The sequence below is a fragment of the Ruegeria sp. CE6 genome (assembly GCF_056537485.1).
Map to the genome: position 1 here is coordinate 373,165 of NZ_JBQFRR010000003.1, position 25,381 is coordinate 398,545.

The 25,381-nt window shown below is 55.3% G+C and carries 26 protein-coding genes and 1 tRNA gene; 17 read left to right on the forward strand and 10 right to left on the reverse strand.

The features are described from left to right. Positions 1 to 276 precede the first annotated feature (276 nt). A complete protein-coding gene (locus ACR0DK_RS15820; protein WP_480737016.1) occupies positions 277 to 1,176 on the reverse strand; it encodes a LysR family transcriptional regulator in 900 nt (299 codons plus the stop codon). Positions 1,177 to 1,333: 157 nt separating this feature from the next. On the opposite strand from ACR0DK_RS15820, the gene ACR0DK_RS15825 reads away from it, so the two are divergent. Then, positions 1,334 to 2,908, forward strand: coding sequence for an arylsulfatase (locus tag ACR0DK_RS15825; protein WP_480737019.1), 1,575 nt, complete (start codon positions 1,334 to 1,336; stop codon positions 2,906 to 2,908). A 93-nt stretch (positions 2,909 to 3,001) separates the two neighbouring features. Here ACR0DK_RS15825 and ACR0DK_RS15830 read toward each other — a convergent pair whose 3' ends face one another. Next, positions 3,002 to 3,751: an SDR family oxidoreductase gene (locus ACR0DK_RS15830; protein ID WP_480563042.1), complete on the reverse strand. Its 750-nt coding sequence runs from the start codon at positions 3,749 to 3,751 to the stop codon at positions 3,002 to 3,004. Positions 3,752 to 3,869: 118 nt separating this feature from the next. Here ACR0DK_RS15830 and ACR0DK_RS15835 point away from each other — a divergent pair, with 118 nt between their 5' ends. The 4 genes from ACR0DK_RS15835 (at position 3,870) to ACR0DK_RS15850 (ending at position 9,512) form a co-directional block, all read left to right on the forward strand. Beyond that, positions 3,870 to 4,748 (forward strand): LysR substrate-binding domain-containing protein, encoded by an 879-nt coding sequence (locus tag ACR0DK_RS15835; RefSeq protein WP_480563041.1) that lies wholly within the window; start codon positions 3,870 to 3,872, stop codon positions 4,746 to 4,748. 236 nt (positions 4,749 to 4,984) lie between these two features. Further along, positions 4,985 to 6,607, forward strand: a complete 1,623-nt coding sequence (locus ACR0DK_RS15840; RefSeq protein ID WP_480737022.1) for a lysine--tRNA ligase — start codon at positions 4,985 to 4,987, stop codon at positions 6,605 to 6,607. Positions 6,608 to 6,688: 81 nt separating this feature from the next. Continuing rightward, entirely contained in the window at positions 6,689 to 7,090 is a 402-nt protein-coding gene (locus tag ACR0DK_RS15845) for a DUF4864 domain-containing protein (protein ID WP_170514055.1), read from the forward strand. A gap of 136 nt (positions 7,091 to 7,226) precedes the next feature. Continuing rightward, positions 7,227 to 9,512, forward strand: coding sequence for a glycosyl hydrolase family 28-related protein (locus ACR0DK_RS15850; RefSeq protein WP_480737024.1), 2,286 nt, complete (start codon positions 7,227 to 7,229; stop codon positions 9,510 to 9,512). Between the two features lie 38 nt (positions 9,513 to 9,550). On the opposite strand, the gene ACR0DK_RS15855 is transcribed toward ACR0DK_RS15850, so the two are convergent. Continuing rightward, complete coding sequence (locus ACR0DK_RS15855; RefSeq protein ID WP_480737026.1) at positions 9,551 to 10,234, reverse strand: hypothetical protein; 684 nt, start codon at positions 10,232 to 10,234, stop codon at positions 9,551 to 9,553. A 134-nt stretch (positions 10,235 to 10,368) separates the two neighbouring features. On the opposite strand from ACR0DK_RS15855, the gene ACR0DK_RS15860 reads away from it, so the two are divergent. The 3 genes from ACR0DK_RS15860 (at position 10,369) to ACR0DK_RS15870 (ending at position 11,684) form a co-directional block, all read left to right on the forward strand. Beyond that, positions 10,369 to 10,695 carry an antibiotic biosynthesis monooxygenase family protein gene (locus ACR0DK_RS15860; protein WP_170395957.1) on the forward strand — a complete coding sequence of 109 codons (327 nt, stop codon included), beginning with the start codon at positions 10,369 to 10,371 and terminating at the stop codon, positions 10,693 to 10,695. 65 nt (positions 10,696 to 10,760) lie between these two features. After that, positions 10,761 to 11,168: a universal stress protein gene (locus tag ACR0DK_RS15865; protein ID WP_170395959.1), complete on the forward strand. Its 408-nt coding sequence runs from the start codon at positions 10,761 to 10,763 to the stop codon at positions 11,166 to 11,168. A 72-nt stretch (positions 11,169 to 11,240) separates the two neighbouring features. Next, positions 11,241 to 11,684 (forward strand): excalibur calcium-binding domain-containing protein, encoded by a 444-nt coding sequence (locus ACR0DK_RS15870; protein WP_255612008.1) that lies wholly within the window; start codon positions 11,241 to 11,243, stop codon positions 11,682 to 11,684. 66 nt (positions 11,685 to 11,750) lie between these two features. Here ACR0DK_RS15870 and ACR0DK_RS15875 read toward each other — a convergent pair whose 3' ends face one another. After that, the gene (locus ACR0DK_RS15875) at positions 11,751 to 11,981 is read right to left on the reverse strand and encodes an aspartate aminotransferase (RefSeq protein ID WP_170396104.1); all 231 of its coding nucleotides are present in this window, start codon (positions 11,979 to 11,981) and stop codon (positions 11,751 to 11,753) included. 100 nt (positions 11,982 to 12,081) lie between these two features. On the opposite strand from ACR0DK_RS15875, the gene ACR0DK_RS15880 reads away from it, so the two are divergent. After that, entirely contained in the window at positions 12,082 to 12,435 is a 354-nt protein-coding gene (locus tag ACR0DK_RS15880; RefSeq protein ID WP_170423840.1) for an MmcQ/YjbR family DNA-binding protein, read from the forward strand. 5 nt (positions 12,436 to 12,440) lie between these two features. Here the strand turns inward: ACR0DK_RS15880 and ACR0DK_RS15885 are convergent, their stop codons facing one another. Continuing rightward, positions 12,441 to 13,148 (reverse strand): ORF6N domain-containing protein, encoded by a 708-nt coding sequence (locus ACR0DK_RS15885; protein WP_170514072.1) that lies wholly within the window; start codon positions 13,146 to 13,148, stop codon positions 12,441 to 12,443. A 214-nt stretch (positions 13,149 to 13,362) separates the two neighbouring features. Between ACR0DK_RS15885 and ACR0DK_RS15890 the strand changes: the two genes are divergently transcribed. Beyond that, positions 13,363 to 13,440, forward strand: a tRNA-Arg gene (locus ACR0DK_RS15890). 102 nt (positions 13,441 to 13,542) lie between these two features. On the opposite strand, the gene ACR0DK_RS15895 is transcribed toward ACR0DK_RS15890, so the two are convergent. Together ACR0DK_RS15895 and ACR0DK_RS15900 are read right to left on the reverse strand one after the other, a co-directional pair. After that, complete coding sequence (locus tag ACR0DK_RS15895) at positions 13,543 to 14,025, reverse strand: GNAT family N-acetyltransferase (RefSeq protein WP_170408263.1); 483 nt, start codon at positions 14,023 to 14,025, stop codon at positions 13,543 to 13,545. Between the two features lie 13 nt (positions 14,026 to 14,038). Then, complete coding sequence (locus ACR0DK_RS15900) at positions 14,039 to 14,350, reverse strand: ETC complex I subunit (RefSeq protein WP_480737031.1); 312 nt, start codon at positions 14,348 to 14,350, stop codon at positions 14,039 to 14,041. Between the two features lie 154 nt (positions 14,351 to 14,504). Here ACR0DK_RS15900 and ACR0DK_RS15905 point away from each other — a divergent pair, with 154 nt between their 5' ends. Together ACR0DK_RS15905 and uvrB are read left to right on the forward strand one after the other, a co-directional pair. Then, positions 14,505 to 14,975 carry an SRPBCC family protein gene (locus ACR0DK_RS15905; protein WP_480737033.1) on the forward strand — a complete coding sequence of 157 codons (471 nt, stop codon included), beginning with the start codon at positions 14,505 to 14,507 and terminating at the stop codon, positions 14,973 to 14,975. A 77-nt stretch (positions 14,976 to 15,052) separates the two neighbouring features. Beyond that, positions 15,053 to 17,239, forward strand: a complete 2,187-nt coding sequence (gene uvrB, locus ACR0DK_RS15910) for an excinuclease ABC subunit UvrB (RefSeq protein WP_480737035.1) — start codon at positions 15,053 to 15,055, stop codon at positions 17,237 to 17,239. A gap of 7 nt (positions 17,240 to 17,246) precedes the next feature. Here the strand turns inward: uvrB and ACR0DK_RS15915 are convergent, their stop codons facing one another. Then, complete coding sequence (locus ACR0DK_RS15915; RefSeq protein ID WP_480737037.1) at positions 17,247 to 18,212, reverse strand: hypothetical protein; 966 nt, start codon at positions 18,210 to 18,212, stop codon at positions 17,247 to 17,249. A 105-nt stretch (positions 18,213 to 18,317) separates the two neighbouring features. Beyond that, entirely contained in the window at positions 18,318 to 18,560 is a 243-nt protein-coding gene (locus ACR0DK_RS15920) for a TFIIB-type zinc ribbon-containing protein (RefSeq protein WP_170408258.1), read from the reverse strand. Positions 18,561 to 19,000: 440 nt separating this feature from the next. Here ACR0DK_RS15920 and ACR0DK_RS15925 point away from each other — a divergent pair, with 440 nt between their 5' ends. After that, on the forward strand, positions 19,001 to 19,336 hold the full coding sequence (locus ACR0DK_RS15925; protein ID WP_170514092.1) for a hypothetical protein: 336 nt from the start codon (positions 19,001 to 19,003) through the stop codon (positions 19,334 to 19,336). Between the two features lie 111 nt (positions 19,337 to 19,447). Here the strand turns inward: ACR0DK_RS15925 and ACR0DK_RS15930 are convergent, their stop codons facing one another. Beyond that, complete coding sequence (locus ACR0DK_RS15930) at positions 19,448 to 20,515, reverse strand: helix-turn-helix domain-containing protein (protein WP_480737040.1); 1,068 nt, start codon at positions 20,513 to 20,515, stop codon at positions 19,448 to 19,450. Between the two features lie 76 nt (positions 20,516 to 20,591). On the opposite strand from ACR0DK_RS15930, the gene ACR0DK_RS15935 reads away from it, so the two are divergent. From ACR0DK_RS15935 to ACR0DK_RS15950, 4 genes are all read left to right on the forward strand, one after another. Beyond that, positions 20,592 to 21,989 (forward strand): amidohydrolase family protein, encoded by a 1,398-nt coding sequence (locus ACR0DK_RS15935; RefSeq protein WP_480737042.1) that lies wholly within the window; start codon positions 20,592 to 20,594, stop codon positions 21,987 to 21,989. 86 nt (positions 21,990 to 22,075) lie between these two features. After that, positions 22,076 to 22,780, forward strand: coding sequence for a DUF3299 domain-containing protein (locus tag ACR0DK_RS15940; protein ID WP_480737043.1), 705 nt, complete (start codon positions 22,076 to 22,078; stop codon positions 22,778 to 22,780). After that, positions 22,777 to 23,955 carry a carbohydrate porin gene (locus ACR0DK_RS15945; RefSeq protein WP_223117587.1) on the forward strand — a complete coding sequence of 393 codons (1,179 nt, stop codon included), beginning with the start codon at positions 22,777 to 22,779 and terminating at the stop codon, positions 23,953 to 23,955. The genes ACR0DK_RS15940 and ACR0DK_RS15945 overlap by 4 nt, the downstream gene beginning before the upstream one ends. A gap of 51 nt (positions 23,956 to 24,006) precedes the next feature. After that, positions 24,007 to 25,248: a dipeptidase gene (locus ACR0DK_RS15950; protein ID WP_170626120.1), complete on the forward strand. Its 1,242-nt coding sequence runs from the start codon at positions 24,007 to 24,009 to the stop codon at positions 25,246 to 25,248. The last annotated feature ends 133 nt before the right edge of the window (positions 25,249 to 25,381 follow it).

Below are 25,381 nucleotides of genomic sequence, written 5' to 3' on the forward strand. Positions count from 1 at the left end.
AAGGAGGTTCAACTGGTAGTTTTGGGGTGCAATGAATGCGATCGATGAAGGTGGGTGATTTCGGCTGTGATGTAAACGTCCGTTGAGAGCTTATACCTGCCGTCGACCAGGCTTCTATTCTTTGCATGTGCTGCGCGTCGCGAACCAAGCATTTCGGACTTTCACCGCCAGCATTCCAAAGCAGAACTTCGCCAAGTTAATTGGCCATACGGAAACGACCAGGCACTAGCTAAGATGCGTTTCAGTTGGGCGTTTTTCTATGCCTTGCACCGCCGGTCATGCCCGATATTTAGCAAGCTCACTCCAGAATAATTCTACAGCATCCGAAGTGTTCTGTGACTTACGCGCTGCGCAGATGTTCCACGTAAGGTTCTGTGCCATAGACACGGGTTTCACCGTCTTTGCATGGATCAGATCCGCAAATGTGTCCGCCATCCCTCCCACGATGTAGTCCGGTTCTGCCAACAATCCGGTCAGGAGGTTGTAGTCGTCGCATTCGATATGCGGCTGTGCATTCACCTTTTCGACGGCTTCAGCACCGCCACCAAGTGCTTTTGTCAAAGCGGCTTTCCAGTGTTTGTGGAGATGCGGAGATGCAAAGGGAAAATCGAATATGCCTGCCATCGTTTGCGGGCCACGCTGATGAATCTTATGGTCGCGATGTGCCACAAACTGGATTTGTTGTTTCTCCATCACCATAATCTCGACGTTGTCAGCTTCGGGTGTGTAGGTCAGGTCACCCAGGAACATGTCGAACTTTCCCGCCTGCAACAAATCAAGCGGTCGTGCGTAGGCGCTTACCAGAATTCGGAAACGAAGATCAGGCATCACTTGCCGCACTGATCGCAGGGCGGGCAGGATCAGGGTTCTCGTGGTCAGAGGCCCGCAACCGATCAGCAAAGTGCCCGGCCCGGTTTCGCGCAAAGCGGCCACGCGCGTTGCATACTGGTTCAGGTCTTCGCGCAGCGCCTGGGCGATTGGCAAGAACTCCTGCCCTGCGCGTGTCAGAGTGCTGTTGTTTCGGCTTCGATGAAACAAAACAAGCCCCGTATAGTCCTCGGCCTGCCCGACATAGCGGGACAATGATGCGTTGGACACACCCATCGCACGGGCAGCATTTTGGAAACTGCCGATTTCAGCCAATGTAAGAAAAGCGGTCAAAGAGTTTTCGTTCATCATGCCGTCAAACACATTTCAGGTTTTGCTCTTTAGATTTCACAATATGAAATTCCGGTAAAGCTCTGTTGCGACGCGAAAGTTTCGACCGCTATCCCTGATCGGACTTTCGATATTCCCTTCACCGGTATCGTCTTCTACGTTCGCAGAGGTAAAAATGTTCATTTTTCGATCTATTGTGGTTTCCGCCACGCTGGCTACAGCTTCGGTCTGTGCCCTGCCAGTTTTGGCCGAAACCGACCAGCCCAATATCCTTGTCATCATGGCCGACGATGTCGGCTGGGCCAGTCTGGGCAGCTATCATCAGGGTGTGAAAAGTATCAAAACCCCCAACCTTGACCAGCTTGCTGCGGATGGTTTGCGCCTTACGGACTACTATGCACAGCCAAGCTGCACCGCAGGGCGATCTGCCTTTATCACCGGACAATTGCCTGTTCGGACGGGGATGCACACAGTCGGGCTGCCCGGAGATCCGGAAAAAGGTCTGAATGAAAAAGACCCTACTCTGGCCAACATCCTTAAATCTCTAGGCTACACCACCGGGCAATTTGGCAAAAATCACTTGGGCGATATGAACAAGTTTCTGCCAACTGTGAAAGGTTTCGATGAATATTGGGGCTGGCTCTACCACCTGAATGCGATGGAATACACCTCTGACCCCGATTGGCCCAAAGATCAGAAATTCAACGACACATTTGGCCCACGGAACATCATCCACGCTTATGCCACGGATACAATTGATGAAACCGTAGATCCACGCTGGGGGCTGGTTGGAAAGCAGCGTATAATAGACGATGGCCCAGCTCCGCCCGAACGGCAAAAAACGCTCGACGATGAGGTGACGGCCCATACTCTGGACTTCATCAACCGCGCGGTCGATAGCGACACGCCCTTCTTTGTCTGGATGGCCCCGGCCCGAGCGCATGTCTGGACACATTTGAGCCCCGAATACGAGGCGATGCTGGGCGACGGGCGCGGTTTGCAGGATGTCGTAATGAAAGAGCTTGACGACAACGTGGGCAAGGTCATGGCCCGTCTGGACGAACTTGGCATCTCGGACAACACTATTGTAGTCTTCACCTCGGATAACGGCCCCGAAACCATGACTTGGCCTGACGGTGGAACAACACCGTTCCGAGGCGAAAAAGGTACGACATGGGAAGGCGGCTTCCGCGTTCCTGCTATCATTCGCTGGCCCGGAAGAGTTTCCGCCGGGACCGTAAGCAACGGTATTTTTGCTGGTCTTGACTGGATGCCTACCCTCGTCGCCGCCGCCGGAGGACCTGACGATCTGCCTGGATCACTACTGAAGGGCTATGAGGGCTATCAGGTGCATCTGGATGGTTACAACCAACTGCCTTTCCTGACTGGCGAGGGTGAGAGCAACCGGGACGAGATTATCTACTACGAAGGTCCGGACCTGCAAGCTGTACGCCATGGTGATTGGAAAGCACATTTCACGATACAAACCGAAGGATGGGCAGGTCCAAAAGAGGAACTGAACGCGCCCCTGCTGTTCAACCTGCGCCGCGATCCCTATGAAAAGGCAGCTGAGGAATCGGGGATGTATACCCGTTGGATGGGCAACAAAATGTGGGCCTTTGGCCCTGCTGCCAAAATCGTCCAAAACCACCTGTCTACCTTCAAGGACTATCCTCCGCGGGGGTCGGACATAACCAACCAGGGCCATGTCGAAGAGCAGATATCGACCGAAGGTGGGATGTCGCAGTAGAAATCAAACCTCGGGGGGCATCACCTGTTGCCTCCCGATCTGTGTCAAGGATTTCATCGAGGGCCGCGAAAATCACGCTTCACCGCCTCTTTGCTATCGCACTGCCCTGTTCATCCCGCCGTCGGACAGTATACTCTGACCGTTGATATACCGGGCTGCATCGCTGGCGAGAAACACGCAAGCCTGCCCAATTTCTTCGAACGTTGCGGGCCGCTGAGCGGGGATTTCCCGGCGAGCTTGTTCGGACAGGTTCACGTTCTCGCAGAACCCCGGCAGCAGGTTGTTCATGCGAATATTGTGCCGTGCATATCGGTCCCCGTAAAGCTTTGAGAAACTATGCAATGCTCCACGCAGCATGCTCATGGGATAGGGCGCACGTGGCTCGATTGTGTTCATGGATGAGATATTAACGAATGCACCACCGCCTTGTTCGATCAGAATGGGCGTGACGATACGGGCGATCTTGACGACATTTAGCACATACATGTCCAGACTTTCGTGCCATAACTCGTCGCTGAGTTCCAAAAGCGGTCCGTCAAAGTCAGGATCGAAACCGACGGTTTTGATGGCTTCAGGCACCGTTCCACCGTGACCCATATTACTGACGATTGCATCAATCCGTCCATATTTGCTCATGGTGTCGTCGACCATCGCTTGCAAATCATCGACATCTAATACAGAGCCGCGACGGCCAATGCCCTCAAGTTCCTCAGCCAATTCAACCGAGCGGTTGGACGGAGACATAAGCGAAACCTTATAGCCGGCTTTCGCCATTTCAATGGCACAACCCCGGCCAATTCCCTGTCCTGCACCTGTCATCAAAGCAACTTTGGTATCAGGCATGGTGTGTCCTTTCTTTGGGCGCACAGTGTGTGAGGTTTATTGATCTGTGGTCAGTGTAACTGCCGGAAACAAAGCAGACCTATCGAGTTTTTGGGGCAATGCTGTTAGGTTTTCTCACATGCCGGAGAACCTTAGACATCTACGTGCCCTTCAGGCCTTTGATGAAACCGCAACCCACTCCAGCCTGACCAAGGCAGCGGATGTTCTGAACGTCACCCACGGGGCGATCAGTCGGCAAATTAAGCTGCTGGAACTGCATCTTGGCGTAACGCTTTTTCATCGCCGCCCAAATGGGGTTGAACTGACCAGTGCCGGGGAGCTTCTGCATCAATCGACGCGCGGGGCATTTTCGGCGTTGCAACTGGGCGTGATGGAGGTGAAGCGGCTGCATCACCGCCAGTCGATTACGGTGTCGTTGTCAACATCGCTGGCGCTTAAATGGCTTGTCCCGTTGCTCAGTTCATTTCAGCAAGAACATCCGGGTATCGCGTTGCTGCTGGACACAAATGATCGATTTGCGGATTTTGATGCGTCTGAGGTCGATGTCGCCCTGCGGTTCGGGGAACCCGGTTGGGACGGGCTCTATCATGAGCAGATAAGACAAGAGGACCTGATTGTTGTAGCAGCGCCATCCCTTGTTGGTAAAACCCGACTGCCGATGCCTGCCGAGAATGTGGCTGATCTTCCACTCTTGCATGATGCCTACAACGTCGGGTGGGAAAGCTGGGCTGCGCAGGTCGGGCTGGGCGCTGACCGGATCAATTCGCAGAGCATCAAGTACGTGGACAGCGCGGTTCTGTTGGAGGCTGCGATTGACGGGCAAGGTGTAGCGTTGGCAAGACATCTCTTGGCGGAGAGGGATTTGGAACTTGGTCGCTTGATCCGCCTCGATGAAAGCCGGGTTCCATTGGATCGGGGGCTCTACTTCGTCTGCCGCCCCGGCGATCAGGAACGGGTCACCGTGAGAATTTTCAGGAAATGGCTTATGTCGATTTAATCTTTTGCCTTGCTTGCAAATCCGCGAGAGCGATCAACAGACTACGTTTTTCAGAATGCCGCAATGCCCCGTGCTGCGGACACTTGTAACCAAGACCAGATATGGATTGCACGCTGTTCATGCTCATAGAGGCATGAAAATCACCACCCTTTATTGACTCATACTGCACCTGCACAATAACAGGGGCCGGTCCGGGCGCATGGGGTGTCTGGCACGTTTCCCGATGGAGTATCCAAATGTCTGACCTGCGTGAAACCGCGATGACGTCCAAGGCGTGGCCGTTTGAAGAGGCGCGGCGGTTGCTCAAACGGTATAAGCAGGGCGCTCCGGAGAAGGGATATGTGCTGTTTGAGACGGGCTATGGCCCATCAGGTCTGCCGCATATCGGCACCTTTGGTGAGGTGGCGAGGACCACGATGGTCAAGCGCGCGTTTGAGGCGCTGTCGGATATCCCGACCAAGCTGATCTGTTTCTCGGACGATCTGGATGGGATGCGGAAAGTGCCCAGCAATGTGCCGAACCCCGAGGCGCTGCAGGATTATCTGCAATGTCCGCTGACCTCGGTGCCGGACCCGTTTGGTGAATATGACAGCTTTGGTGAGCATAACAATGCGATGCTGCGCCGGTTCCTCGATACTTTCGGGTTCGAGTATGAGTTCTATTCGGCGCGTGAGTTTTACCGCTCGGGCCAGTTCGACGAGATCCTGAAGCGCGCCGTTGAGAAGTATGACGACGTGATGGCCATCATGCTGAAAAGCCTGCGGGAAGAACGTCAGCAGACCTACTCGATCTTCCTGCCGATCCATCCCGAGACCGGGCGGGTTCTGTATGTGCCGATGAAGAAGGTTTGCGCCGATACCTACACTGTCACCTTCGATGACGAGGATGGCAAGGAATGGACGCTGCCCGTGACTGGCGGCAATGTGAAGCTGCAGTGGAAGCCTGATTTTGGCGCGCGCTGGGCGGCGTTGGGCGTGGATTTCGAGATGTATGGCAAGGAACATGCCACTAACGAAAAGATCTATGACGCGATCTGCCGGGCTTTGGGCGGTCGTGCGCCGGAACATTTCAGCTATGAACTGTTTCTGGATGAGAACGGCCAGAAGATTTCGAAGTCGTCGGGCAATGGTGTTTCGATCGATGAATGGCTGACCTATGCGCCCACCGAGTCGCTGGCCTATTTCATGTATCAAAAGCCCAAGACCGCGAAGCGGATGCATTTCGATGTGATCCCGAAGGCGTATGATGAATATCATCAACAGTTGCGGGCCTATCCGGGACAGGACCTGAAGGCTCAGCTGAATAATCCCGTCTGGCATATCCATGGTGGCGACGTTCCGGAATCCACCCTGATGGTTCCGTTTGCGATGCTGTTGAACCTGGCGTCCGTGTCTGGGGCCGAGGACAAGGAGGCGCTGTGGGGCTTTATCCGCCGTTATGCGCCCGAGGCCACTGCCGAGACCCATCCCGATCTGGATCAGGCGGCGGGCTTTGCAGTGAGGTACTTCAACGATTTCGTCAAGCCGACGCGCCAGCATCGCGCGCCGACGGATCAGGAACGTGAGGCGCTGGAAGCATTGAAGGCGGCCTTGGAGGCCTATGACGGGCCGATCGAAGATGAAGCGCTGCAATCGGTGGTCTATTCCATCGGGCGCGAGCGGTTTGATCCGATGCGCGGCTGGTTCACGGCGCTTTATGAGGTGCTGCTGGGGGCATCGCAGGGCCCGCGCTTCGGTGGGTTCATCGCGCTTTATGGATTAGACGAGACCATAGAGCTAATTGACCGGGCACTGAACAACGAACTTACGATGGATGAAGCCCCGGGCTACGATGCTCCATCACCCGGGATGGGGATGTAATCCATCATCCGATCTGGTGTTGCGCCGATCTGATTTGACCTGATCCAGTGTGGGGCTACCCTTGCATCAGGAGGTGGCCCCATGCGTCGACTATTGCTTGCTGTATCCCTGAGTGCCGGACTAGCATCCGGAGTTTTTGCTCAGAGTGACGAGATTGAGGCCAATATCTCGGCGCAGATTCAGGCCTTCAAGGCGGATGACTTTGCCACCGCCTTCACCTTTGCCAGCCCCAATATCCAGCGGCTGTTCGGCGATCCCGAGAATTTCGGGACCATGGTGCGCCGCGGCTATCCTATGGTCTGGCGGCCTGCGGATGTGAGGTTTCTGGAGCTGCGCGAGATTAGCGGAGCCCTGTGGCAGAAGGTCATGATCACTGATGGTGACGGACGGGTGCATCTGCTGGACTACCAGATGATCCAGCAGGAAAACGGCTGGAAGATCAACGGTGTACAGTTGCTGGGCAACTCCGACCCGGCGGCCTGAGGCAACACCACCGTCACGGTGATAAGAGTCGCGATTAATCCCTTTTCGATACTCAGACCCATGCGCTTGGGCTCAGGGCCCGGGCTGTATCGGGTTTTGGCGCGCGTGCTTGGCGCGATTGGGAAAGGGATTTTATATGAACAAGGCAATCACCGACGGCATCGTGTTCATGCCGCCCGCCTATGCGGCTGGTCTTGGGGTTTGGTCCAGTGGCGACGGCACGCCGGGCTCTCCGACCTATGAGGGGTCGGGGACGGGGGTGTTCGTTCCGGCGGATGCGGATTTCGCAGGCTGTCTGGAGATTTACAAAACGGCAGAGCCTCAGCGGCTGCGCTATATGGGGCAGACACCTTTGTTGCCGGGCTGCTATCTGCAGATCAAGGCGCGCGTGAAGGCGATCAGCGGGCCGCTTCCCGAGGTGCGGATTGCCGGCTGGGCCGGAGGAGCCGGAGATGCGCATGTGGATGGATTGGCCGAGCAGGGTCCGGCGGTGCAGCTGACCGGCTATGGCACTGTGCATGAGGTGACGGCCATCGTGGGCACAGGCCTGCGGCCCGGCGTGGACATGCCCTGGGGCAATGCGGTGCTTTATGGCCATTTTGGATTGGATATCGAAGGCACCAACGGTGCGGTGGTGCGGGTGGATGATATCGAGATCACTGATGTGACCTCGGTCTTCCTGCGCGATTTGATTGGTCTGGTCGACGTGCGCGATTTCGGCGCTGTGGGTGACGGGGTCACCGATGACTCGGCAGCGTTTGAGGCGGCGGATCAGGCAGCGAACGGGCGCAAGGTTTATATTCCGCAAGGTGAGTTCCGGCTGGAAGAGAACACTAACATGGCGTCCGAGGTCGCATTTGACGGCACCGTCACGATGCCGGTCGACAAGATGTTGCTGCTGACCAAGAATTTCGATCTGCCCACCTATATCACCGCCTTTGGTGATGAAATGCTGGCGTTTAAAAAAGCGTTTCAGGCGTTGCTGAACAGCTCGGACCATGAATCGCTGGATCTGGGCGGGCGCAAGATTGCGGTGACCGAACCCATCGATATGGCGGCGGCAGTGCCGAACCGGACAGGCTATGCCACCCGTCGCGTGGTGCGCAACGGGCAGTTTGACGTCAAAAGCAGCTCGGCCTGGGATACCGAAACCTTCACTTCGATCGCGACTTACAGCCCGTCTGATCCCGATACGCTGACCAATGTGGCCAATGTGGCCAATATCCCTGTGGGCTCGCTGGTCACCGGCAGTGGTGTTGGGCGCGAGGTTTATGTGCGGTCGAAAAACGAAAGCACGGGTGAGATCACGCTGAGCGCGCCGACCTATGATGCTGCGGGGACGCAGACCTTCACCTTCACATCGTTCAAGTACCTGCTGGATTTCAGCGGTTTCAGTGCGCTGCAGAAGTTCAACATGGAAGGGATCGAGTTTCAGTGTAACGGTCGGTGCAGCGCGATCCGGCTGTCTCCGGGCGGGAACACTTTTGTACTGAAAGACTGTTTCATCAGTCGCCCGAAGGACCGGGGTATCACATCAATCGGGCGCGGATGTCAGGGGATGCTGATCGATGGCTGTCAGTTCCTATCGACCGAGGAAAGTCTGGACGTGCCGGACCGAAGCTCAATCGCGCTGAACGCCAATGCCAACGACGTCAAGCTGCGCCACAACCGGGCCACGCGGTTCCATCATTTCGCGGTGCTAAGTGGCGACAACAATCTGGTGCTGGGCAACCACTTCTTCCAGGGCGACAACGTCGCGAACGGGGTGCGCAACGCCGGGTTGGTGATCATCGGCGGCTATAACAGTTCGTCCATCGCCGAGAACTATGTCGATAACTGTTTTATCGAATGGACCAACGAGCACGATGCCAACCCGGATTACTTCACCAGCTTCTCGTTCAGCGCGCTGAGCATCACGGATAACATCTTTTATGCCAGCGATGTTGCCCCCTGGTTCAGCTATCTGGTGATCCGCCCCCATGGCACAGGGCATTTTTTGAACGGGCTGACCGTCACCGGCAACAAGTTCCGCGTCAACAACGTGCGGATCGACCGAGTGGACCGGGTCGATACCAGTTTTGCCGATCTTGATCCGGAAAGGCACAAGAGGGTGTGTTTCGAGAACAATACGTTCCACGGCATCGAAACGCCTTGCGCCAATCCATTGCGGCTGCAGCACACGCAAAGCTCACCGTCATCAGCCTGGACCGTCAGTTCGCAGGGCCAATTGCCGTTCGGGGGCAGGGCGCGCGGGTGTGATGCGGTTGTTGCCCTGGGAAGCCTCAGGACATCGTTGAATGCGGTGCGCTATACCGCGCCATATGTCGAGTTGCGACAGGGATCGGGCCAGAGCGATATCCGCCTGCGCTGGTCCGAAAGCTTGCGTGGTGCGGTTTCGACCATTCTGCGGATTGATACCTGATTGATGTGGTGGGCCGCCTGAATGTAGGTGGCCCATCTTTAATAGCTGCGCCACAATCCAAATTTGATCCCGATGTTATCATCAGCCGAATTGCGCTCGGCACCCAGAATCCAGGTGAGTTTGCCCGTCTTTGGGCGATACATCAGCGAAGGTCGCACCCTCCAGTACCATGGTCGGTCCGAAACATAAGAAGTTTCGATCTGCAGGAGCGGGTCAAACCGTCGACCCGAGGACAGACCGGCCGTGAAATCCAATTTGCGGATCACTGCCTCATGGGTGCGGTTTTCGAGCGCGGCGTCGACATTGATCCATCCGCCTCCCAATCCGGTTTGAATGCTTTTGCCGTATGAAAGTGTTGCTTTGTACATTGCCCAACTACTGTACTGGCGATGGTGCGCGCCAACGCCGAACTCAGCCGCCAGACGCCCTGCTGACCCCATGTCTGCAACCGGCACGCGGGCAAAGACCAGCGCGTGCCCATACAAATCCTGATGCTCCTCGGCATCCAGTCCGATCGTGAGTTTCGGCCGCAATCCCCACTCGGTATAAAGCGAGGATTTGTACTTGTAGACGTCTTCCTCTTTGAAAGCGGTCACAGATAACGCGGTGAAGCTTGACCCCTTCTTGCGGAGCCACGCACCGGACCATGCCGGAGTGCACACCATAAAAAGCAGCGGAATGACGAGAACCAGACGAGCCATGGGGGCAGCATCGGCAGACATGGTTAACGGATGGTTAGTTTCTTGTTCATCTTCGAGAAAGATTTTTTGATCCAAAAACATTGTCTATGTGCAGGAAAAGGGTGGCGTTTTCAAAAGCTGTGCTAGGCTCGGGTCAGCTATAAAGGAGGAGCCTTATGCCGCAGATTTCCAAAACCAACAGCTATCAGACTGTCATCACCACCTTCGAGATGACCCCCGGAACCTGCCAGGACCTTCTTGAGGCGCTGACCGATGCTTATGCCGAGTTCATTTCGAAACAGCCGGGTTTCATTTCAGCCGGATTGCATGTGAATGATGCCCAGACGCGGATTGCCAATTATTCACAATGGGAGCGCCGCGAGGATTTCCTGGCGATGTTGCGCACACCGGAAATGCGAGAGCGGAATCGCAGGGTTAACGAGCTGTGCAAGAGCTTTGAACCCGTGATGTACGACGTCGCCGAGACATTCGGTGAGACCTGATCTGAGTCAATGCACGGCCACCACCGGTCGCGCAGTATAGCGGCACAACTACGGAGGCGCGAGCCATGTATCATAACATTCTTGTTCCCATTTCCTTTGATGCCGAACGGGACAGCTCGGCAGCGTTGAAGCTGGCAGAACTACTGTCGACGCCCGAGGCTGCGGTTACGCTGCTGCATGTGGTAGAGCACATTCCGGATTATGCGATCTCGTACATGCCTGCCGAGTATCTGTCCGAAGCCCGCAAGGCCATTCAGACCGAGCTTGATGCTCTGGCGGCGCGCGTCCCGAATGCGAAGGGGCTGGTGGTTGAAGGCCATTCCGGGCGAACGATTCTTGACTGGGCCGAAGTGAATAAGCCCGACCTGATCATCCTGGCTTCGCACCGCCCGGGGATGCAGGACCTGTTGTTGGGTTCAACCGCGACCCATGTGGTGCGCCACGCCAAATGTGCCGTGCATGTGGTGCGATAAGGTCGAGCTTTTTCCAAGCCGACCCCGATTGCGGCCATGGCTTTGCCACATACCGCGTGTAAGACCTATGGCATGACAACCGGGAAACAAACGAAAGACACCGATCCGAACCCTCGTCTTACACGGCGGCAACGGCGGGCAGACGCGTTGCGCAGGCAGGCTCTGTCTCCGGTGCGTATTCTACTGATGGTGCTGGCCTTGCCCTTAACCACAGGAATGATCGCAATCGGTGTCTACCTGCGCGTTTCAGACTACGAACGTCATGAAGCGGTGATCCATCTGGTGGCGCTGGCTGGGTGTGATGCGGTGGAGATGCTGGGTTTCGGGCCTTTTCGCGAAGGGAGGCCCGGATATCATAAGCGCAATGATCCCGATGGCGATGGTGTCGCCTGTGGCTCGTTTGCCTTGCAGAAACCACGCAATGTCGCGATGCCGGGAGATATCCAAGCCAATCCCCGGAATCTTCAGACCCCGAAACAGCGCACTGTCGGAACGGCAAAGTTTTTGAAGCCTTGAATCGGTGGGGGGCGAAATCTTGAAAAGATTTCGGGGCGCTTTCTTTTCAAGAAAGCGTTGCGTGGCTCAGGTGAGCCAACGCACGGGTGCGCGGTTGCAGAAGATTACGATCTGGCCCGAGTTTTCCGCCACTTGATAACCGCGACGATTGATTTCGGCCATAAAACGCTCCATCCCGGCAAATCGCTCTATATCGCGCGCCTTGCGACGGATTACGCCACCTTGCTGCACCGCCTTGGAGGCGAATAGATCACTGAGCCAAACCTCAGGCGAGAGGGGAGAATTACAGTTATACATCACCTATGATTTGGCGCAGCTAGCTTAATGCTGGGTAAAGAAAGTTGCGCCCGCAAAGCGGGTCTTGCCTTGTCCTGACCAGAGCGCCACAGTCGCCGCGATGACTCGTGATGAATTCAATGCCTTTTGCTCGGACCTCAAAGCCACCAGCCATGTCGTGCAGTGGGGCAACGCAGATGTCTGGAAAGTAGGCGGCAAAGTCTTTGCCATCTGTGGTTGGAACGACGGAAAGGATGCGTTTACCTTCAAGGCCACCGATCTTGCCTTTGAGGTCCTCGGAGATGAGCCAGGTATCCGCCCAGCGCCCTATCTGGCATCGCGAGGTATGAAATGGCTGCAGGTTTACGATGAACGTGGCATGAGCGACGCGTCGCTGCGAGATCATATTGTAATCTCATACGATCTGGTCGTAGCTAAGCTGACCAGAAAGGCGCGGGCAGAGCTGGGCCTTTAAGGCGGTCAGTCTTTCATGGCGTGCAGCAGCTCAAGCAGTTTTTTCCGGTCATCATCGTCGGCATAGTCTCCGCTGGCCAGCCGTTCGGCGATGCTCAGGCGCAGACGGTCATGTTGTGTGCGAACCTCTTCGCCCGCCGTTTCCGCGAGGGTCTTCATGATCACTGCCACCGCCTGCTGCCGTTTGGTGGTGGGATTGGCGATGTAGTCCACAAGGCTTTGCTGTCCGGAATCAAGGATGTTTTCGGCCAGATCACGCAGTTGATCCCCATTTGGAAGCAACGGCGTAGGGGCATTTTGCGGTGGCAGAATCTCAGGCGGGTTGCGCGGGGTTTCCGCTAGCGCATTGGTGCCGTCAACAAAGGCTTCGGTGATCATCCGCGTGATCCTGATCGCGCGCGGATCTTTAAACAAAGTCGAGGCAATAGCTACGCCGTAGTCGGTATAGACCCAGGGATTGACCCGTCGGCCACCGCGGCCTTCGGGTTTTGAGATCACATTCTGTGATTGCAAATCCGCGACCTCAGCGTCGGAAAGCTGAAAGCGGTAGCCTTCGAACAGATCCTTATTGCGCGAGACGGCCTGATTGAAGGCGCTGACGGATTTTCCGTAAAACTGCGCCAGATCTTCTGCCAGAACCACGCGTACACCGCGCACCCGATGAATGGCGTTTTGGACCTCTTGAGGGCTGGGCAGGTTTTCCGGGTTCGTCATCATATCCGTTTGGAATCACAATTTGTGATTTCAAACGTGACGCAGGGCGCGCTGGGCTGCAAGTTTGAACTGCAGGTAGGTTCGATGTCTCTTGCCGAGAGGTCTGCCAGATTCGGCCAATACCCTGATGGAAATAACCTTTTTGAAAGAACAAGCTTGCCCCCTATCAAGTTGACAATCTTAATGGATTGACTGATACAAACGGAACAAGACCGGGCCGTTAGCTCAGCTGGATTAGAGCAGGGAACTTCTAATTCTCAGGTCGGGGGTTCGAGTCCTCCACGGCTCGCCATTTTTTCAGATGTTTTTCGAAACGGGGCAAGGGTACGGCCCTTATATCTGAATTCAAAGCGGTCGGTCAGACTGCACCAAGCGGGTGCATACAGCTTTTCCCTCAGCGTTTTGGGCTGGACGTAAGGTCCAACCGCATAAACGCGCTGTTTGGATCGGCGTCATAGCCGTAGATCGGACCGCAATAGGAATATCCCAATGTTTCATATAGCTTGCGTGCTGCGTCATATTCCGAGAGATGATTTGCGCCAGTTTCCAGGACAAGTGCGGAAACGCCCTCGGCTCGGGCCAGATCGGCAAGATGGTTCATGATCACACGCGCCAATCCTCGGCCGCGCGCAGCAGCAACCACGTGCACCGATTTAACTTCGGCAGTGCCATCCGGCAGCGCCTTAAGCGCACCACAACCCAAGGGCTTACCCGCCTCATAAATAGCCCAAAAGCGAATGCCCGGCTCGCGCAGGGCATCAATGTCCAGCGTATGATTTGAGGTTTGCGGTGTCGCGTCCCAGCTATGGGCGAGATGCGCTTGAATGATCGGGCGCAGATCCTTGGCGCCGGGGTCTGCTTGGCGGATGTCGATCATTCACTGGGCCTTGTCAGTGGGTCCAGGGAGCGCGCCGGTCAGTGGCGAAATTCTCACCATAGCCGCGCGCCCGCAGGTTCGGCTTGCGCTTGTGCGGCTCGCATACCTGCGCGTCGATACCGTTGTCTTTGACATAGTCCAGCGCCTCTTCCTTGGTATCGAACTTCAGACGCACCTGCGTTTGGGTGTCATTGGACGAGGTCCAGCCCATCAGCGGATCGACCTCACGCGCAGAAGCCGGGGCGTATTCCAGAACCCATTTGCGGGTTTTGGCCATCCCCGAGGTCATCGCGTTTCGCGAAGGCTGGTAAATCCGTGCGCGCATGTCGCCTCTCCGTACTCACTTGGCTGAAGCTGTTTATGCGTCAGAGCGCGCGCCGGGACAAGATGACAATTGTCGCGGGTCGCATGGACTGCCTAATGACAGGTATTGTCATTAGTTCGGGGTAGAAAGCGCGCAGACATAAAAGGACAGCAGGATGCTTCACCAAGAACGCCACCTCGACATCAACGCCCGACCCAATGAGATTTGGGCTATCCTCCGCCGCTTTATGCATATCGATGAGTTTGCCCCGCAGGTGACATCGGTTGATGCTTTGACTGCCGGATCGGATGGTGTTGGATCACAGCGCCGGTGTCACTTCGCGAACGGCACATCATTGGTCGAAGAGGTGACGGATTGGCAGGTCGACCGCGGCTACACTGTGCGGTTGTCGCAGGTGGCGATGCCTCTGCGCGAAGCACAGGCGGCGATTGCCATCACACCGCTGTCCGACACGCGCAGCCGTGTTATCTGGAGTATGGATTTTCGTATGAAATATGGACCGTTGGGCTGGCTAATGGGACAAACCCTGTTGAAGATGATGATGGGTCGCGTACTGGCCGAGAACCTGTCGACCTTGGCGGCGAAGGTTCAAACGCACCCCGACGCCCAACCCCGGACCGCTTAGCTGAAAATGAATCCAGATCAGCCCTTGCAGATGGACAAAATAAGAACAAATGTAGGGGCCTGACCCGGAGCCCGCCCATGCCCTATGCCCATTCCGACAAGACTCAACTGACCGCAGACGACGTGCGCGCGCGTCTGAAACTGGAGGGCGGCAAGCAGTTCGTCATGCACACCGAGTTCGCACCGGCTGGCGACCAGCCGACGGCGATTAAAGAGCTGGCAGGCGGTGTGAATGATGGTGAGCGAGATCAGGTCCTGCTGGGTGCGACCGGGACGGGCAAGACCTTCACCATGGCCAAGGTGATTGAAGAAACGCAGCGGCCTGCGATCATCCTGGCGCCAAATAAGACGCTGGCAGCGCAGCTGTACGGGGAATTCAAGGGCTTCTTCCCAGAGAACTCGGTCGAGTATTTCGTTTCCTATTACGACTATTACCAGCCAGAAGCCTATGTGCCGCGGTCGGACACGTACATCGAGAAAGAATCGCAGATCAACGAACAGATCGACCGGATGCGCCACTCGGCCACGCGGGCGCTGCTGGAACGCGATGACGTGATCATCGTCGCCTCGGTCTCGTGCATCTACGGTATCGGTTCGGTCGAGACCTATGGAGCGATGACACAGGATCTGAAGGTGGGTCATGAGTATGACCAGAGGCAGGTGATGGCTGATCTGGTTGCCCAACAGTACCGCCGCAACGATCAGGCTTTCCAGCGCGGGTCCTTCCGGGTGCGTGGCGATTCCCTGGAAATCTGGCCGGCCCACCTTGAGGACCGTGCTTGGAAATTCTCGTTCTTCGGCGAGGAACTGGAAACCATCACCGAGTTCGACCCGCTGACCGGCGAACGCGCGGCAACGATGGAGCAGGTGCGGGTCTATGCGAATTCGCACTACGTCACGCCGAAGCCAACAATGAACCAAGCGATTATCGGGATCAAAAAGGAACTCCGCATCCGGTTGGACCAGCTGGTTGGCGAGGGCAAGCTGCTGGAAGCTCAAAGGCTGGAACAGCGTACGAACTTCGATCTGGAAATGCTTGAGGCCACCGGCGTTTGTAACGGGATCGAGAACTACTCACGCTACCTCACGGGCCGTGCGCCGGGCGAACCGCCGCCAACCCTGTTCGAATTCATTCCGGACAACGCGATTGTCTTCGCCGACGAGTCCCATGTCAGTGTCCCGCAGATCGGCGGCATGTACCGTGGCGACTATCGGCGCAAGTTCACGCTGGCGGAACACGGGTTCCGCCTGCCATCCTGCATGGACAATCGCCCGCTGAAGTTCGAGGAATGGGACGCCATGCGCCCGCAATCCGTCTTTGTCTCGGCCACCCCGGCGAAGTGGGAGATCGAACAGACCGGCGGTGTCTTCACCGAACAAGTGATCCGCCCCACGGGTCTACTGGACCCAGAGGTTGAAATCCGCCCGGTGTCGATGCAGGTGGACGACCTGCTGGACGAGGTGCGCAAGGTGGCCGCCAACGGATTCCGCACGCTGGTGACAACGCTGACCAAACGCATGGCCGAGGACCTGACCGAATACCTGCACGAACAGGGCATCAAGGTCCGCTATATGCACTCGGACATCGATACGCTGGAACGCATCGAAATCCTGCGCGACCTGCGGCTGGGGGCCTTCGACGTGCTGGTCGGGATCAACCTGCTGCGCGAAGGGCTCGACATCCCAGAATGCGGACTGGTCGCCATTCTGGACGCGGATAAAGAGGGTTTCCTGCGCTCGGAAACCTCACTGATCCAGACCATCGGTCGCGCCGCGCGCAACGCCGATGGGCGGGTGATCATGTATGCCGACAAGATCACCGGCTCGATGGAGCGCGCCTTGGGCGAAACCAACCGCCGCCGCGCCAAACAGCTCGCCTATAACGAAGAACACGGCATCACGCCTGAGACCGTGAAGAAGAACGTCGAGGACGTTCTGGCCGGTCTCTACGAAGGCGATGTCGACATGAACCGCGTCACCGCCACGATCGACAAACCGATGCACGGCGCGAATCTCGAGGCGCATCTGGACGGATTGCGTGACCAAATGCGCAAAGCCGCCGAGAACCTGGAATTCGAAGAGGCCGCCAATATCCGGGATGAGATCAAACGTCTGGAAGCGGTCGATCTGGCCGTCGCCGACGACCCCATGGCGCGCCAATGGGCGGTCGAGAAAGCCTCGGAAGACGCAGTGAAATCGCGGGGGCGGTCAACGGCTGGCAGGCCGGGGCAGCGGGGTGGGAATGTGAAGCGGAGGAAGCGGTGATATGCCCTTAGTCAGCCGCAACTGGGTATCGTGCGTCTCCACCGCCTTTTGCTGCCAAGGCGTCTAAAATTGCAATGGATTTTTTAACCTCGGCGCTGGAGGAATGTTCCCCTTGGATTGATCGCCTGAGCTCGATAACCAAAGCCTGCTTTATCTCCTGAAGGAAAATCGTACTGCTAACATCTGGGAATTTTTCGAAAGTAGGTTCTTGATGGGGGAGCGCTTCCAATATGGCTTTCTTCAAGCCCGAATTGATTTCTGGGCCTGTTAGCGGAGCACCTATTGCCAGTGTTTTTAATCGAATGGCACCAGTCATCAGTATTGAATGGTACGCCGAATAGAAGGCCCAAGCGCTTTCATTGACGAACAGCCTCGCCCAGTCGCAGCGCAAGTCCTTTGCAAACTCAGGAGTAAATGTCTTAGTCAGCATTTCAGCTAACTCTTCGAACTTTTTTCGATCGCTAGATGAAGCGGCTTCAATTTCATCAAATTTTAGAATTTCTGCAATTTGCGCCGGCGCGAACAACTCGTCAAGCTTACCCACTGACGACCAAATAGCTTCGGCGGCTTCAATTTCGCGCTTTGACACTTCTTTTGCCCGATCAGATGATACGTCTAAAACAGATGATAGAATTTGGTCTTGCTTGGAATTCAACCGCTCAAAATCCAATTGAACCTGTTTAATTTGAAGCTCAAACGCATGTTGTCTTTCTTGCAGAACTTTCTGTGAAGAAAGTGCCACACGCTCCCCAACGACTTTCAATATGCTTTCACGGAATAGCAACCCAATTCCGACTATCAATGCCGCTGCAAAACCTGAAGAAACTAGCCAACCTATGAAGCTCTCCAAATCCCTTCTCCCACTCAATCGTTGGTGTTTGACTAGAGAAGATTCTACCTGAAGGAAAGCACGGCAATGTGCTTGGTTGGTGTTCGCACTTATCTCACACCATTGCTTTTCAATTTGCCACATCCCACACTTCCAACTTGCAGCAAGCGTAGGATGGGTGCTCGCACCCATCTCACCCGTGACTATACAACAAGCGATAAAACCCTCTCAGATCACGGTGCCAACGTCTTAGAAGTCAAACAGCTCATCCAGAAAGCCGCCGCGTTTCTTCTTTTTACGGTATCCGTGATCAGATCGGTCATCATAACCCCGCTGCGGCGGTGGGGGCGGCGTATGGTCGGCAGAGCGATCGATGATCTTGTCCAGTTCTCCACGGTCCAGCCACACGCCACGACATTGCGGACAATAATCAATCTCGACCCCGCTCCGCTCGGTGATTACCAGCTGAGTTCCATCAATCGGACATTGCATCAGACGCTCTCCTTTTTCTGTCCTGAACAGATGGGAGCGCGCGCAGGGTTTTTCACCCTACTGCGACCGCACGTCCCGCTATGGGCAAAGCTGTAGGGCAGAGTTGGCCCGGTCCCGCGCTGCCCCCTTCAGCATTGGAATTCACAAATTGAGGTTCCAAATGGTTGCCATGACGAACCCTAAGAAATTTTTCAGCAGCTGATGGGTGCATAGACCCATTGTCTCTGTCTTCGAGCCCTCAATGCTGGGTTGGATACTCCCCAAAACGCGATGGAAATGTGCTTAGGGCTCACCTCAAAACGCAGGCGAAACCCAAACGTGAATTGGTCTAACGAGATGCGTGCAACGAGACCGCAGAACGACCCGAGTTTGGACAAAATTCCGCCCAAAATCGTCAATAGCCGCCGCAGTGCAACAGATCGAATACAGATTGGAAATCAATGAAAAAGGCAGCTCTTCTTCTTGCCCTATTGCCCGCAGCCGCAGTCGCTGAGGAGCGGGTGTTTGAATGTGAGGCACCGGATGCGGAACACCCGGAAATGGCCGCTCGGCTTGTGAAGTATGATGGCCAGCAGAAGGGCCACATCACGATCGGGGATATCGACAAGGATGTGGATGTGTTTCCCGGTCTCGACACCCTGACCTATCTGTATGTCGGTGAGGATTACACGCTGAATTATAACGTTCACCCTGAGAAGGGCACGTTCGATTACTCTGCCTCTGGCAGCAAGTCAGGATGGGGCAAGGGAACGTGCGTAGAGACCACGGGCCAATAATGGCGTTCGAATAGAATGATTTAAGGCGCGGTCGAGACGGCAGTCTGGTCGCGCCTTTGCTTTTGTTCCGAGATCAAGTTCGCACAGCTGATCCAAGCATTTGCAACATAATTACGAACCCAGGCGGAACTTGGTCGGTGTCATTCCGGTCTGGCCCCTGAAAAAGCGTGTGAAATGGGATTTGTCGGAGTAGCCGAGCATCAGACCGATCTCAGCTATTGTCATTTTGTCTTCTCCGAGGTGTTCCTTGGCGACATCGACACGCAGCCGTTTGATTTCGCGGGGCAGCGTTGTGCCTTGCTGCTGAAGCGCCTTAAGAAACCGTTCCGGCTGTATTCCCAACAATCCAGCCACCACCTCTGGTCCCAAATCGGTTTCATCCAGCTTATCGCGTAAAACAGATCGCAAAGCAGCTACTACGGTTACTTCTTCATCTTGTCGCGGTGAGGCGATGGGCTTGGCAGAGCCCTCAGAGACATGGTGCAAAAACAACCATTCTACAGGGAAACTAATCTGCATTCCGGGATCGGTCCCAAGGCCGACCTCGATCCCTTTGTAATCGATAGGTAGTCCGTTGATGTATCTGCTTTCCCATCGCACACGAGAAGAATCCCAGGCATCTCCGACGACGGTCTGCAATAGGCGTACATAGATTGCGGCACCAAAACCGGTCACCTGAATCGGCGGTACAGTAGGCTCTTGTTGCCTTTCGATTCGATAAGTCGCTTGGTCCGCTTCTACGACAAGGCTGTGTCGCACAGAATTGGATTCCTGCGGTACAAGCCCCACGAAACGGGTAAAGAACTCGAACAGCGTCTTTGTCGATTGCAGGGCCTGAGCGAACGGAGGCCACTCTTGCAGGTCAAACGTCTCCCCTACTTTCAGTCCAAGGTATCGATCCCCTGATACTTCTGAGAAGGCATTTACCAAACCATAGACCAACTCTGAGTGCACGAACACGGCTGGGTCAGACAACAGTTCGGCTTTCAGGCCGACCTGATCCAATGCTGGTTGCGGATTGATCTTACGTTCGGTGAGATATTGCAGGAACGGAGCAGCTAAGGAGAGGCGAATAAAGCCCTCGCTATGCTCTTGAGAGGTGGAGTTGAAAGGCAAGCTCGTCACCCTCGTTTGGATTAGTTTTACAATGTGGCCATTTTTACGATCACATTCGAACATTCTAATTCAGAAATGGCAACCGAGCCAAGATTTTCCGGACTACAGTTTGCAAAACACGAATATGAAGGGAGTGCTTATGTCCGGTCTACGAATGTCCCTTTGCTCGGCGGTAATTGTCGCTGCAGCTCTTTCTTTTTCAACGTCCGCGCATGCTCAGGATCAAGAAGAACCCCAAACGCTGTTTACTAACGTGCATATCTTCGATGGCGTGAAGGAACAGCGTATCGAGAATGCCAGCGTATTGGTCGAGGGTAATCTGATTAAGGCCGTATCAACCGATGCGATCGATGCCCCCAATGCTACGGTCATTGATGGAGAGGGACGGACACTGACCCCCGGGTTTATTGAACTGCACGCGCACCTCATGCTGATGGGGCCGACGTTACCTGCGATGGAGGCCAACACAACCTGGGAGGACTTTGCCATACACGGTGCACGGATGGCCGAGATGTATTTGATGCAGGGCTTCACCACAGTCAGGGATGCGGGTGGCGCCAATGGCGGGTTACGTCGCGCAATTGACGCAGGCCAAATTGACGGCCCGCGTTACTTTCCATCTGGTGCATTTATCGGAACGCGAGGTGGTCACGCTGACTTCGCGAATTTCACCGCACCGCCCGGGTCTGAAACAAACATGAGCAGGCTGAACTTGGCGCAGGAAATTAGCGGTGTTGATGACGTTTACAAGTTCGCACGCAACAATTTCCGCATGGGCGCGACGCAGTTGAAGTTCATGCAATCTGGTGGCGTCGTATCGGCCTTCGATCCGTGGCAGTTGCTGGCTGGATCGCCTGAGGAAATCAAAGCTGCGGTACAGGTGGCAAACGAGTATGGCAGCTATGTCATGGCGCATTCCTATCGGAAGGAAGCAATCCTGAGCGCGCTAGATGCGGGTGTGATGTCGATCGAACATGGCTTCTCGTTTGACTGTGAAATTGCCCAAGTCATGAACGAAAAAGGGGCATACATTACCACCAACCTGACGGCCTTCGATCCCGGATTGCTCGATATCCCGGCAGTGGCAAACGTCCCGTCGAGCCTTGCTAAGGCAAAGTCCGCCTCGGCTACATTTGCAGGCTACATCGACAATATGAAGGAATGCCCGGTGAAGCGAGGGTTCCAGACCGACTGTGTTGGTTCGGTCGAGGCATGCAATATCCAGATTGCCTACGAGAAGCACCTGAACAATGAGTTTTTTGGACCCTACACGTCGATGGTGACGCTGACATCGACGGGTGGTGAGGTGGTCGCTTTGTCAGGTGACTTTATGAACCCGTATACCGCCGGAAAACTGGGCGTTATCGAGGAAGGAGCTTATGCGGATATCCTGCTCATCGATGGTAACCCACTTGAAGACTTCACGGTTGTTGGCACGGGTGATCAATGGTTCGGTGCCGACCCGAGGCCTGAAAGCCCAGATACGATCCGCCTGATCATGAAGGACGGCGTCATCTACAAAAACACACTGGATTGACCTGTCTGAACAGCCGGAGAGTATTTATGCGACATTGCTTCCGCTCCGTAGTATTCGCAGGGTTGGTTTGGTGTGCTCTTCCTGTCATGGCGACGCCAGGAACCGCGTTAGACTGGTCTGACCTGCCTGACCCGTCCGCGCAGGTCTTTGAAGACCCCTATCGCGAACTTAGCGCCGAACAATTCGACGATGTCCTTTACGTCGTACGACTGCGCGGCAGATTGCAGCGGGACTTTGGTAGCAATGAAGAAAGGCAGAAATGGCAAGAGCTTCTGACCGAGACTGAGGATGCCTTGGTGGCAGATGGGATTGATGTCGACTGGCTGCTGGATCAGCGAGAGGTCGTGACGGAACGTCGAAGAAAAGCAGGTACAAACGGAAATCCGCAATTCGACGGTCAAACAATCACACTCGCGGGCTTTGCCATTCCCGCTCCGAGTGATCCGGACGGGCGACCTGTCGCGTATCTGGTGCCGGAACGCGGGATGTGCAGTCACATGCCTCCACCTCCGCCCAACCAAATGATCCGTGTGCGGTTGAATGGCGACTGGACGCCCAGCTATTTCCACGAACCTGTTCGGCTAACGGGCACTTTGACCATCAATCCTTCTGTTCAGAACATGATGGTTGTGGACGGCCTTATGCCTATGAATGCGACGTTCCAGTTGGAGACGGAACGTGTCGAAACTCTGGAGACTGAAGCAGACAGGCTTGAATGGAGGCAGCGCGCCTCCGATCGCATCCGGGCGGCGGGAGCTCGCAAGACCGGTAGGGCAAGGGCGTCTGAATGATAAGACTTCTGGTTGCCGCTTTGAGCATTGCCTTCGCTGGCGCAGCGTCGGCTCAGGGACTGTCCGGGCCATCTTCGGTTGAAGCTGATCTAGAGCCCGGAGATGGGCTAACCGACCCGCAATACCGTTCCGATTTTCCACGCAATATCGCACCAGGTTGGTTTCAGTGGAAAGACCGACTGGCCGAGGAAGGTTTTCGCTTCAATATTGACTACTTGGCATTGGGCCAATCCACGAATGCTGATCTGGGAACCGGCGAAGCGGCAAGCGGAATTGCGCGTTTTTACGGTAGTTGGCAGGCAACTGAACGCGGCTCTTTGACATTCAAGATCGAAGACCGGCACAGTTACACCGATGTTGCCCCGCAATTCCTTGGGCTGGATGGCGGAGCACTTTCGATCACTGGGACCGCCTTCAACGATAATGGTTTTCTGCTGACCAATCTATTCTGGACGCAAAGGGCCGAGAACGGCGCGTGGACGCTGCAAGTCGGGCAGATTGATGTAACGGACTTTGTGGACATTTATGGGTTGGTCAGCCCATACAGTGGTTTCCAAAACCTGTCTTTCAATACCAACCCGACTATTAACACACCCAATCAAGGCCTTGGCATTGCCGGTGGAGTAAAGCTGAGCGAAAACTTCTACGCTGTTGCGAGCATCTCAGACGCAAACGCCGACCCGTCTGATCCAAACTTTGATGTGTTTAGCGATGGCAATCTCTTCAAGTCACTCGAGCTTGGTTACACCTCTGGCTTTGATCGCATCTACTTTGACAATATCCACCTGACCCTTTGGCACGCGGATGCAGCCGACGATGGCAGCCGCCCAGAAGACTACGGGGCCGCGTTTTCAGCGGCGTGGTTTGTTGGCAATAAATGGATGCCATTCTTCAGGGCAGGGGCCTCAAAAGGGACAGCGGCGCTTTATGATCGGTCCGTTTCTGCAGGTCTGGGATATTACGGTCGCAATACCGATCTGGCCGGGCTGGGACTGAACTGGGCCGAGGCAAGGGGCATAGACGGTGATCAGTTCACGCTCGAAGCATTCTATCGTTTTTCAATATCACCCGGGCTGCAGATCACGCCATCACTGCAGTTCATATCTAACCCGCTGCTGAACCCCACGCAGGATAGCATTACGCTGTTCGGTCTAAGAACCCGGATCGTTTTCTGAGGTGGTTCGAGAGTGGCAACCAAAAAGCAAAGTAGATTGGGAGGTTCGGACATGAAGACCTTGTTAGCCCTAGGTGCCATAGCGATTGCTATTGGGGGCGCATTGAACGCCAGCGAGGAAAGCAAGACTTGGGAAGCGTCAGATGAGGCGAAGCAATTTGTGCAGGACGCAATTGTCCTTGGCATGTTGGCCAGCCCCCACGGCACCGGCTGGACCGAAGACGAGCAGCTTCACACATACTTTGAGCGTGCTCGCGAGAACGGTATCACAGGGCACGAAATGACGCTGGCTGCTGCAGATATGTCTTTCGAAACCTTTCTGGATCAGCATTACCACTTCCGTGCGGCCATGGCGCAGCAACCGGAAAACTACCTGATTGTGAATGAAACCCGCGATATCGAAGCTGCCCATTTACAAGGCAAAACGGCGGTCATCTGGAACAGCCAAACGGCTACGATCCTGGACGGCGACCTTAAGAAGATGGCGGTGCTCAAGGATATGGGGATCAAGAGTATGATCCTGGCCTACAATGACATCTTCCGCACAGGTTCAGGACAATTGGCGGCCTACAACGGGCGCGATATTGGTCTGACCCCTTGGGGGAAGTCGGTCATCGATGAAATGGTGAGGTTCGGTATCCTGCTGGACCTGAGCCATACTGGCTCAAAAACGGCCAATGACGCAATGGACTACATGGATGAGACCTATCCCGGTGTGCCTTATGTTTACACGCACTCTGTCCCTGCTGGTCTTTACGCGAATGAACCGAATGCGACGCTGCGCGGGTGTTATCGTGCCATTCCCGACGACGAGGCGCTGCGCGCGGCCAAATCGGGCGGCTACATTTCTCCGACCTTCACTGAATGGATGATGGACGGCGTCTGGCCTGAAGATATCTCACCCAAGCAGGCCGCTGACATGATCGACTATTACGTCCGACTTGTAGGAGTTGACCATGTCGGAATCGCAACGGATGACATGTTCTCACTTGAACTCGTCGTGCAGTGGGCGACTGACAATGCGAGTATGTACGATGATGGCGGCTACATGATCGACGCGTTCAACAAAGGGGCTACCGGCAACGGCGAACTCGCCAAAATCCTTGCGGCGATAACCGATGACCTTTGGGCGCGGGGCTATTCAAACGAGGACCTTGCAAAGATCTATGGCGGCAACAAAATGCGGGTTTATGCGCAAGTTTGGGAAGGCAAACCACCCGAGCAATTCATGAAAGAATACCCTGAGCGTTTGCGTCTGAGGCAAGAACTTCGTGATGGATTCTATTCGCGGTAACCGTATGGAGCTTGCCTCTACCCTCCCAAAAAATGTGCCGTAAATTCTCGTCCGGTCCCAAAGCGGACGTTTTTACGATCGGTTGCGAATGACCGAGTTTAGCTCTTAGCGGACGGTCGCATGAACGGATTAG

Bases quoted from the DNA above. Each gene is read 5' to 3' on its own strand.
- ACR0DK_RS15820 (WP_480737016.1), bottom strand. From the start codon at position 1,176: ATGAACGAAAACTCTTTGACCGCTTTTCTTACATTGGCTGAAATCGGC.
- ACR0DK_RS15825 (WP_480737019.1), top strand. From the start codon at position 1,334: ATGTTCATTTTTCGATCTATTGTGGTTTCCGCCACGCTGGCTACAGCT.
- ACR0DK_RS15830 (WP_480563042.1), bottom strand. From the start codon at position 3,751: ATGCCTGATACCAAAGTTGCTTTGATGACAGGTGCAGGACAGGGAATT.
- ACR0DK_RS15835 (WP_480563041.1), top strand. From the start codon at position 3,870: ATGCCGGAGAACCTTAGACATCTACGTGCCCTTCAGGCCTTTGATGAA.
- ACR0DK_RS15840 (WP_480737022.1), top strand. From the start codon at position 4,985: ATGTCTGACCTGCGTGAAACCGCGATGACGTCCAAGGCGTGGCCGTTT.
- ACR0DK_RS15845 (WP_170514055.1), top strand. From the start codon at position 6,689: ATGCGTCGACTATTGCTTGCTGTATCCCTGAGTGCCGGACTAGCATCC.
- ACR0DK_RS15850 (WP_480737024.1), top strand. From the start codon at position 7,227: ATGAACAAGGCAATCACCGACGGCATCGTGTTCATGCCGCCCGCCTAT.
- ACR0DK_RS15855 (WP_480737026.1), bottom strand. From the start codon at position 10,234: ATGTCTGCCGATGCTGCCCCCATGGCTCGTCTGGTTCTCGTCATTCCG.
- ACR0DK_RS15860 (WP_170395957.1), top strand. From the start codon at position 10,369: ATGCCGCAGATTTCCAAAACCAACAGCTATCAGACTGTCATCACCACC.
- ACR0DK_RS15865 (WP_170395959.1), top strand. From the start codon at position 10,761: ATGTATCATAACATTCTTGTTCCCATTTCCTTTGATGCCGAACGGGAC.
- ACR0DK_RS15870 (WP_255612008.1), top strand. From the start codon at position 11,241: ATGACAACCGGGAAACAAACGAAAGACACCGATCCGAACCCTCGTCTT.
- ACR0DK_RS15875 (WP_170396104.1), bottom strand. From the start codon at position 11,981: ATGTATAACTGTAATTCTCCCCTCTCGCCTGAGGTTTGGCTCAGTGAT.
- ACR0DK_RS15880 (WP_170423840.1), top strand. From the start codon at position 12,082: ATGACTCGTGATGAATTCAATGCCTTTTGCTCGGACCTCAAAGCCACC.
- ACR0DK_RS15885 (WP_170514072.1), bottom strand. From the start codon at position 13,148: ATGACGAACCCGGAAAACCTGCCCAGCCCTCAAGAGGTCCAAAACGCC.
- ACR0DK_RS15895 (WP_170408263.1), bottom strand. From the start codon at position 14,025: ATGATCGACATCCGCCAAGCAGACCCCGGCGCCAAGGATCTGCGCCCG.
- ACR0DK_RS15900 (WP_480737031.1), bottom strand. From the start codon at position 14,350: ATGCGCGCACGGATTTACCAGCCTTCGCGAAACGCGATGACCTCGGGG.
- ACR0DK_RS15905 (WP_480737033.1), top strand. From the start codon at position 14,505: ATGCTTCACCAAGAACGCCACCTCGACATCAACGCCCGACCCAATGAG.
- uvrB (WP_480737035.1), top strand. From the start codon at position 15,053: ATGCCCTATGCCCATTCCGACAAGACTCAACTGACCGCAGACGACGTG.
- ACR0DK_RS15915 (WP_480737037.1), bottom strand. From the start codon at position 18,212: ATGTGGCAAATTGAAAAGCAATGGTGTGAGATAAGTGCGAACACCAAC.
- ACR0DK_RS15920 (WP_170408258.1), bottom strand. From the start codon at position 18,560: ATGCAATGTCCGATTGATGGAACTCAGCTGGTAATCACCGAGCGGAGC.
- ACR0DK_RS15925 (WP_170514092.1), top strand. From the start codon at position 19,001: ATGAAAAAGGCAGCTCTTCTTCTTGCCCTATTGCCCGCAGCCGCAGTC.
- ACR0DK_RS15930 (WP_480737040.1), bottom strand. From the start codon at position 20,515: ATGTTCGAATGTGATCGTAAAAATGGCCACATTGTAAAACTAATCCAA.
- ACR0DK_RS15935 (WP_480737042.1), top strand. From the start codon at position 20,592: ATGTCCGGTCTACGAATGTCCCTTTGCTCGGCGGTAATTGTCGCTGCA.
- ACR0DK_RS15940 (WP_480737043.1), top strand. From the start codon at position 22,076: ATGGCGACGCCAGGAACCGCGTTAGACTGGTCTGACCTGCCTGACCCG.
- ACR0DK_RS15945 (WP_223117587.1), top strand. From the start codon at position 22,777: ATGATAAGACTTCTGGTTGCCGCTTTGAGCATTGCCTTCGCTGGCGCA.
- ACR0DK_RS15950 (WP_170626120.1), top strand. From the start codon at position 24,007: ATGAAGACCTTGTTAGCCCTAGGTGCCATAGCGATTGCTATTGGGGGC.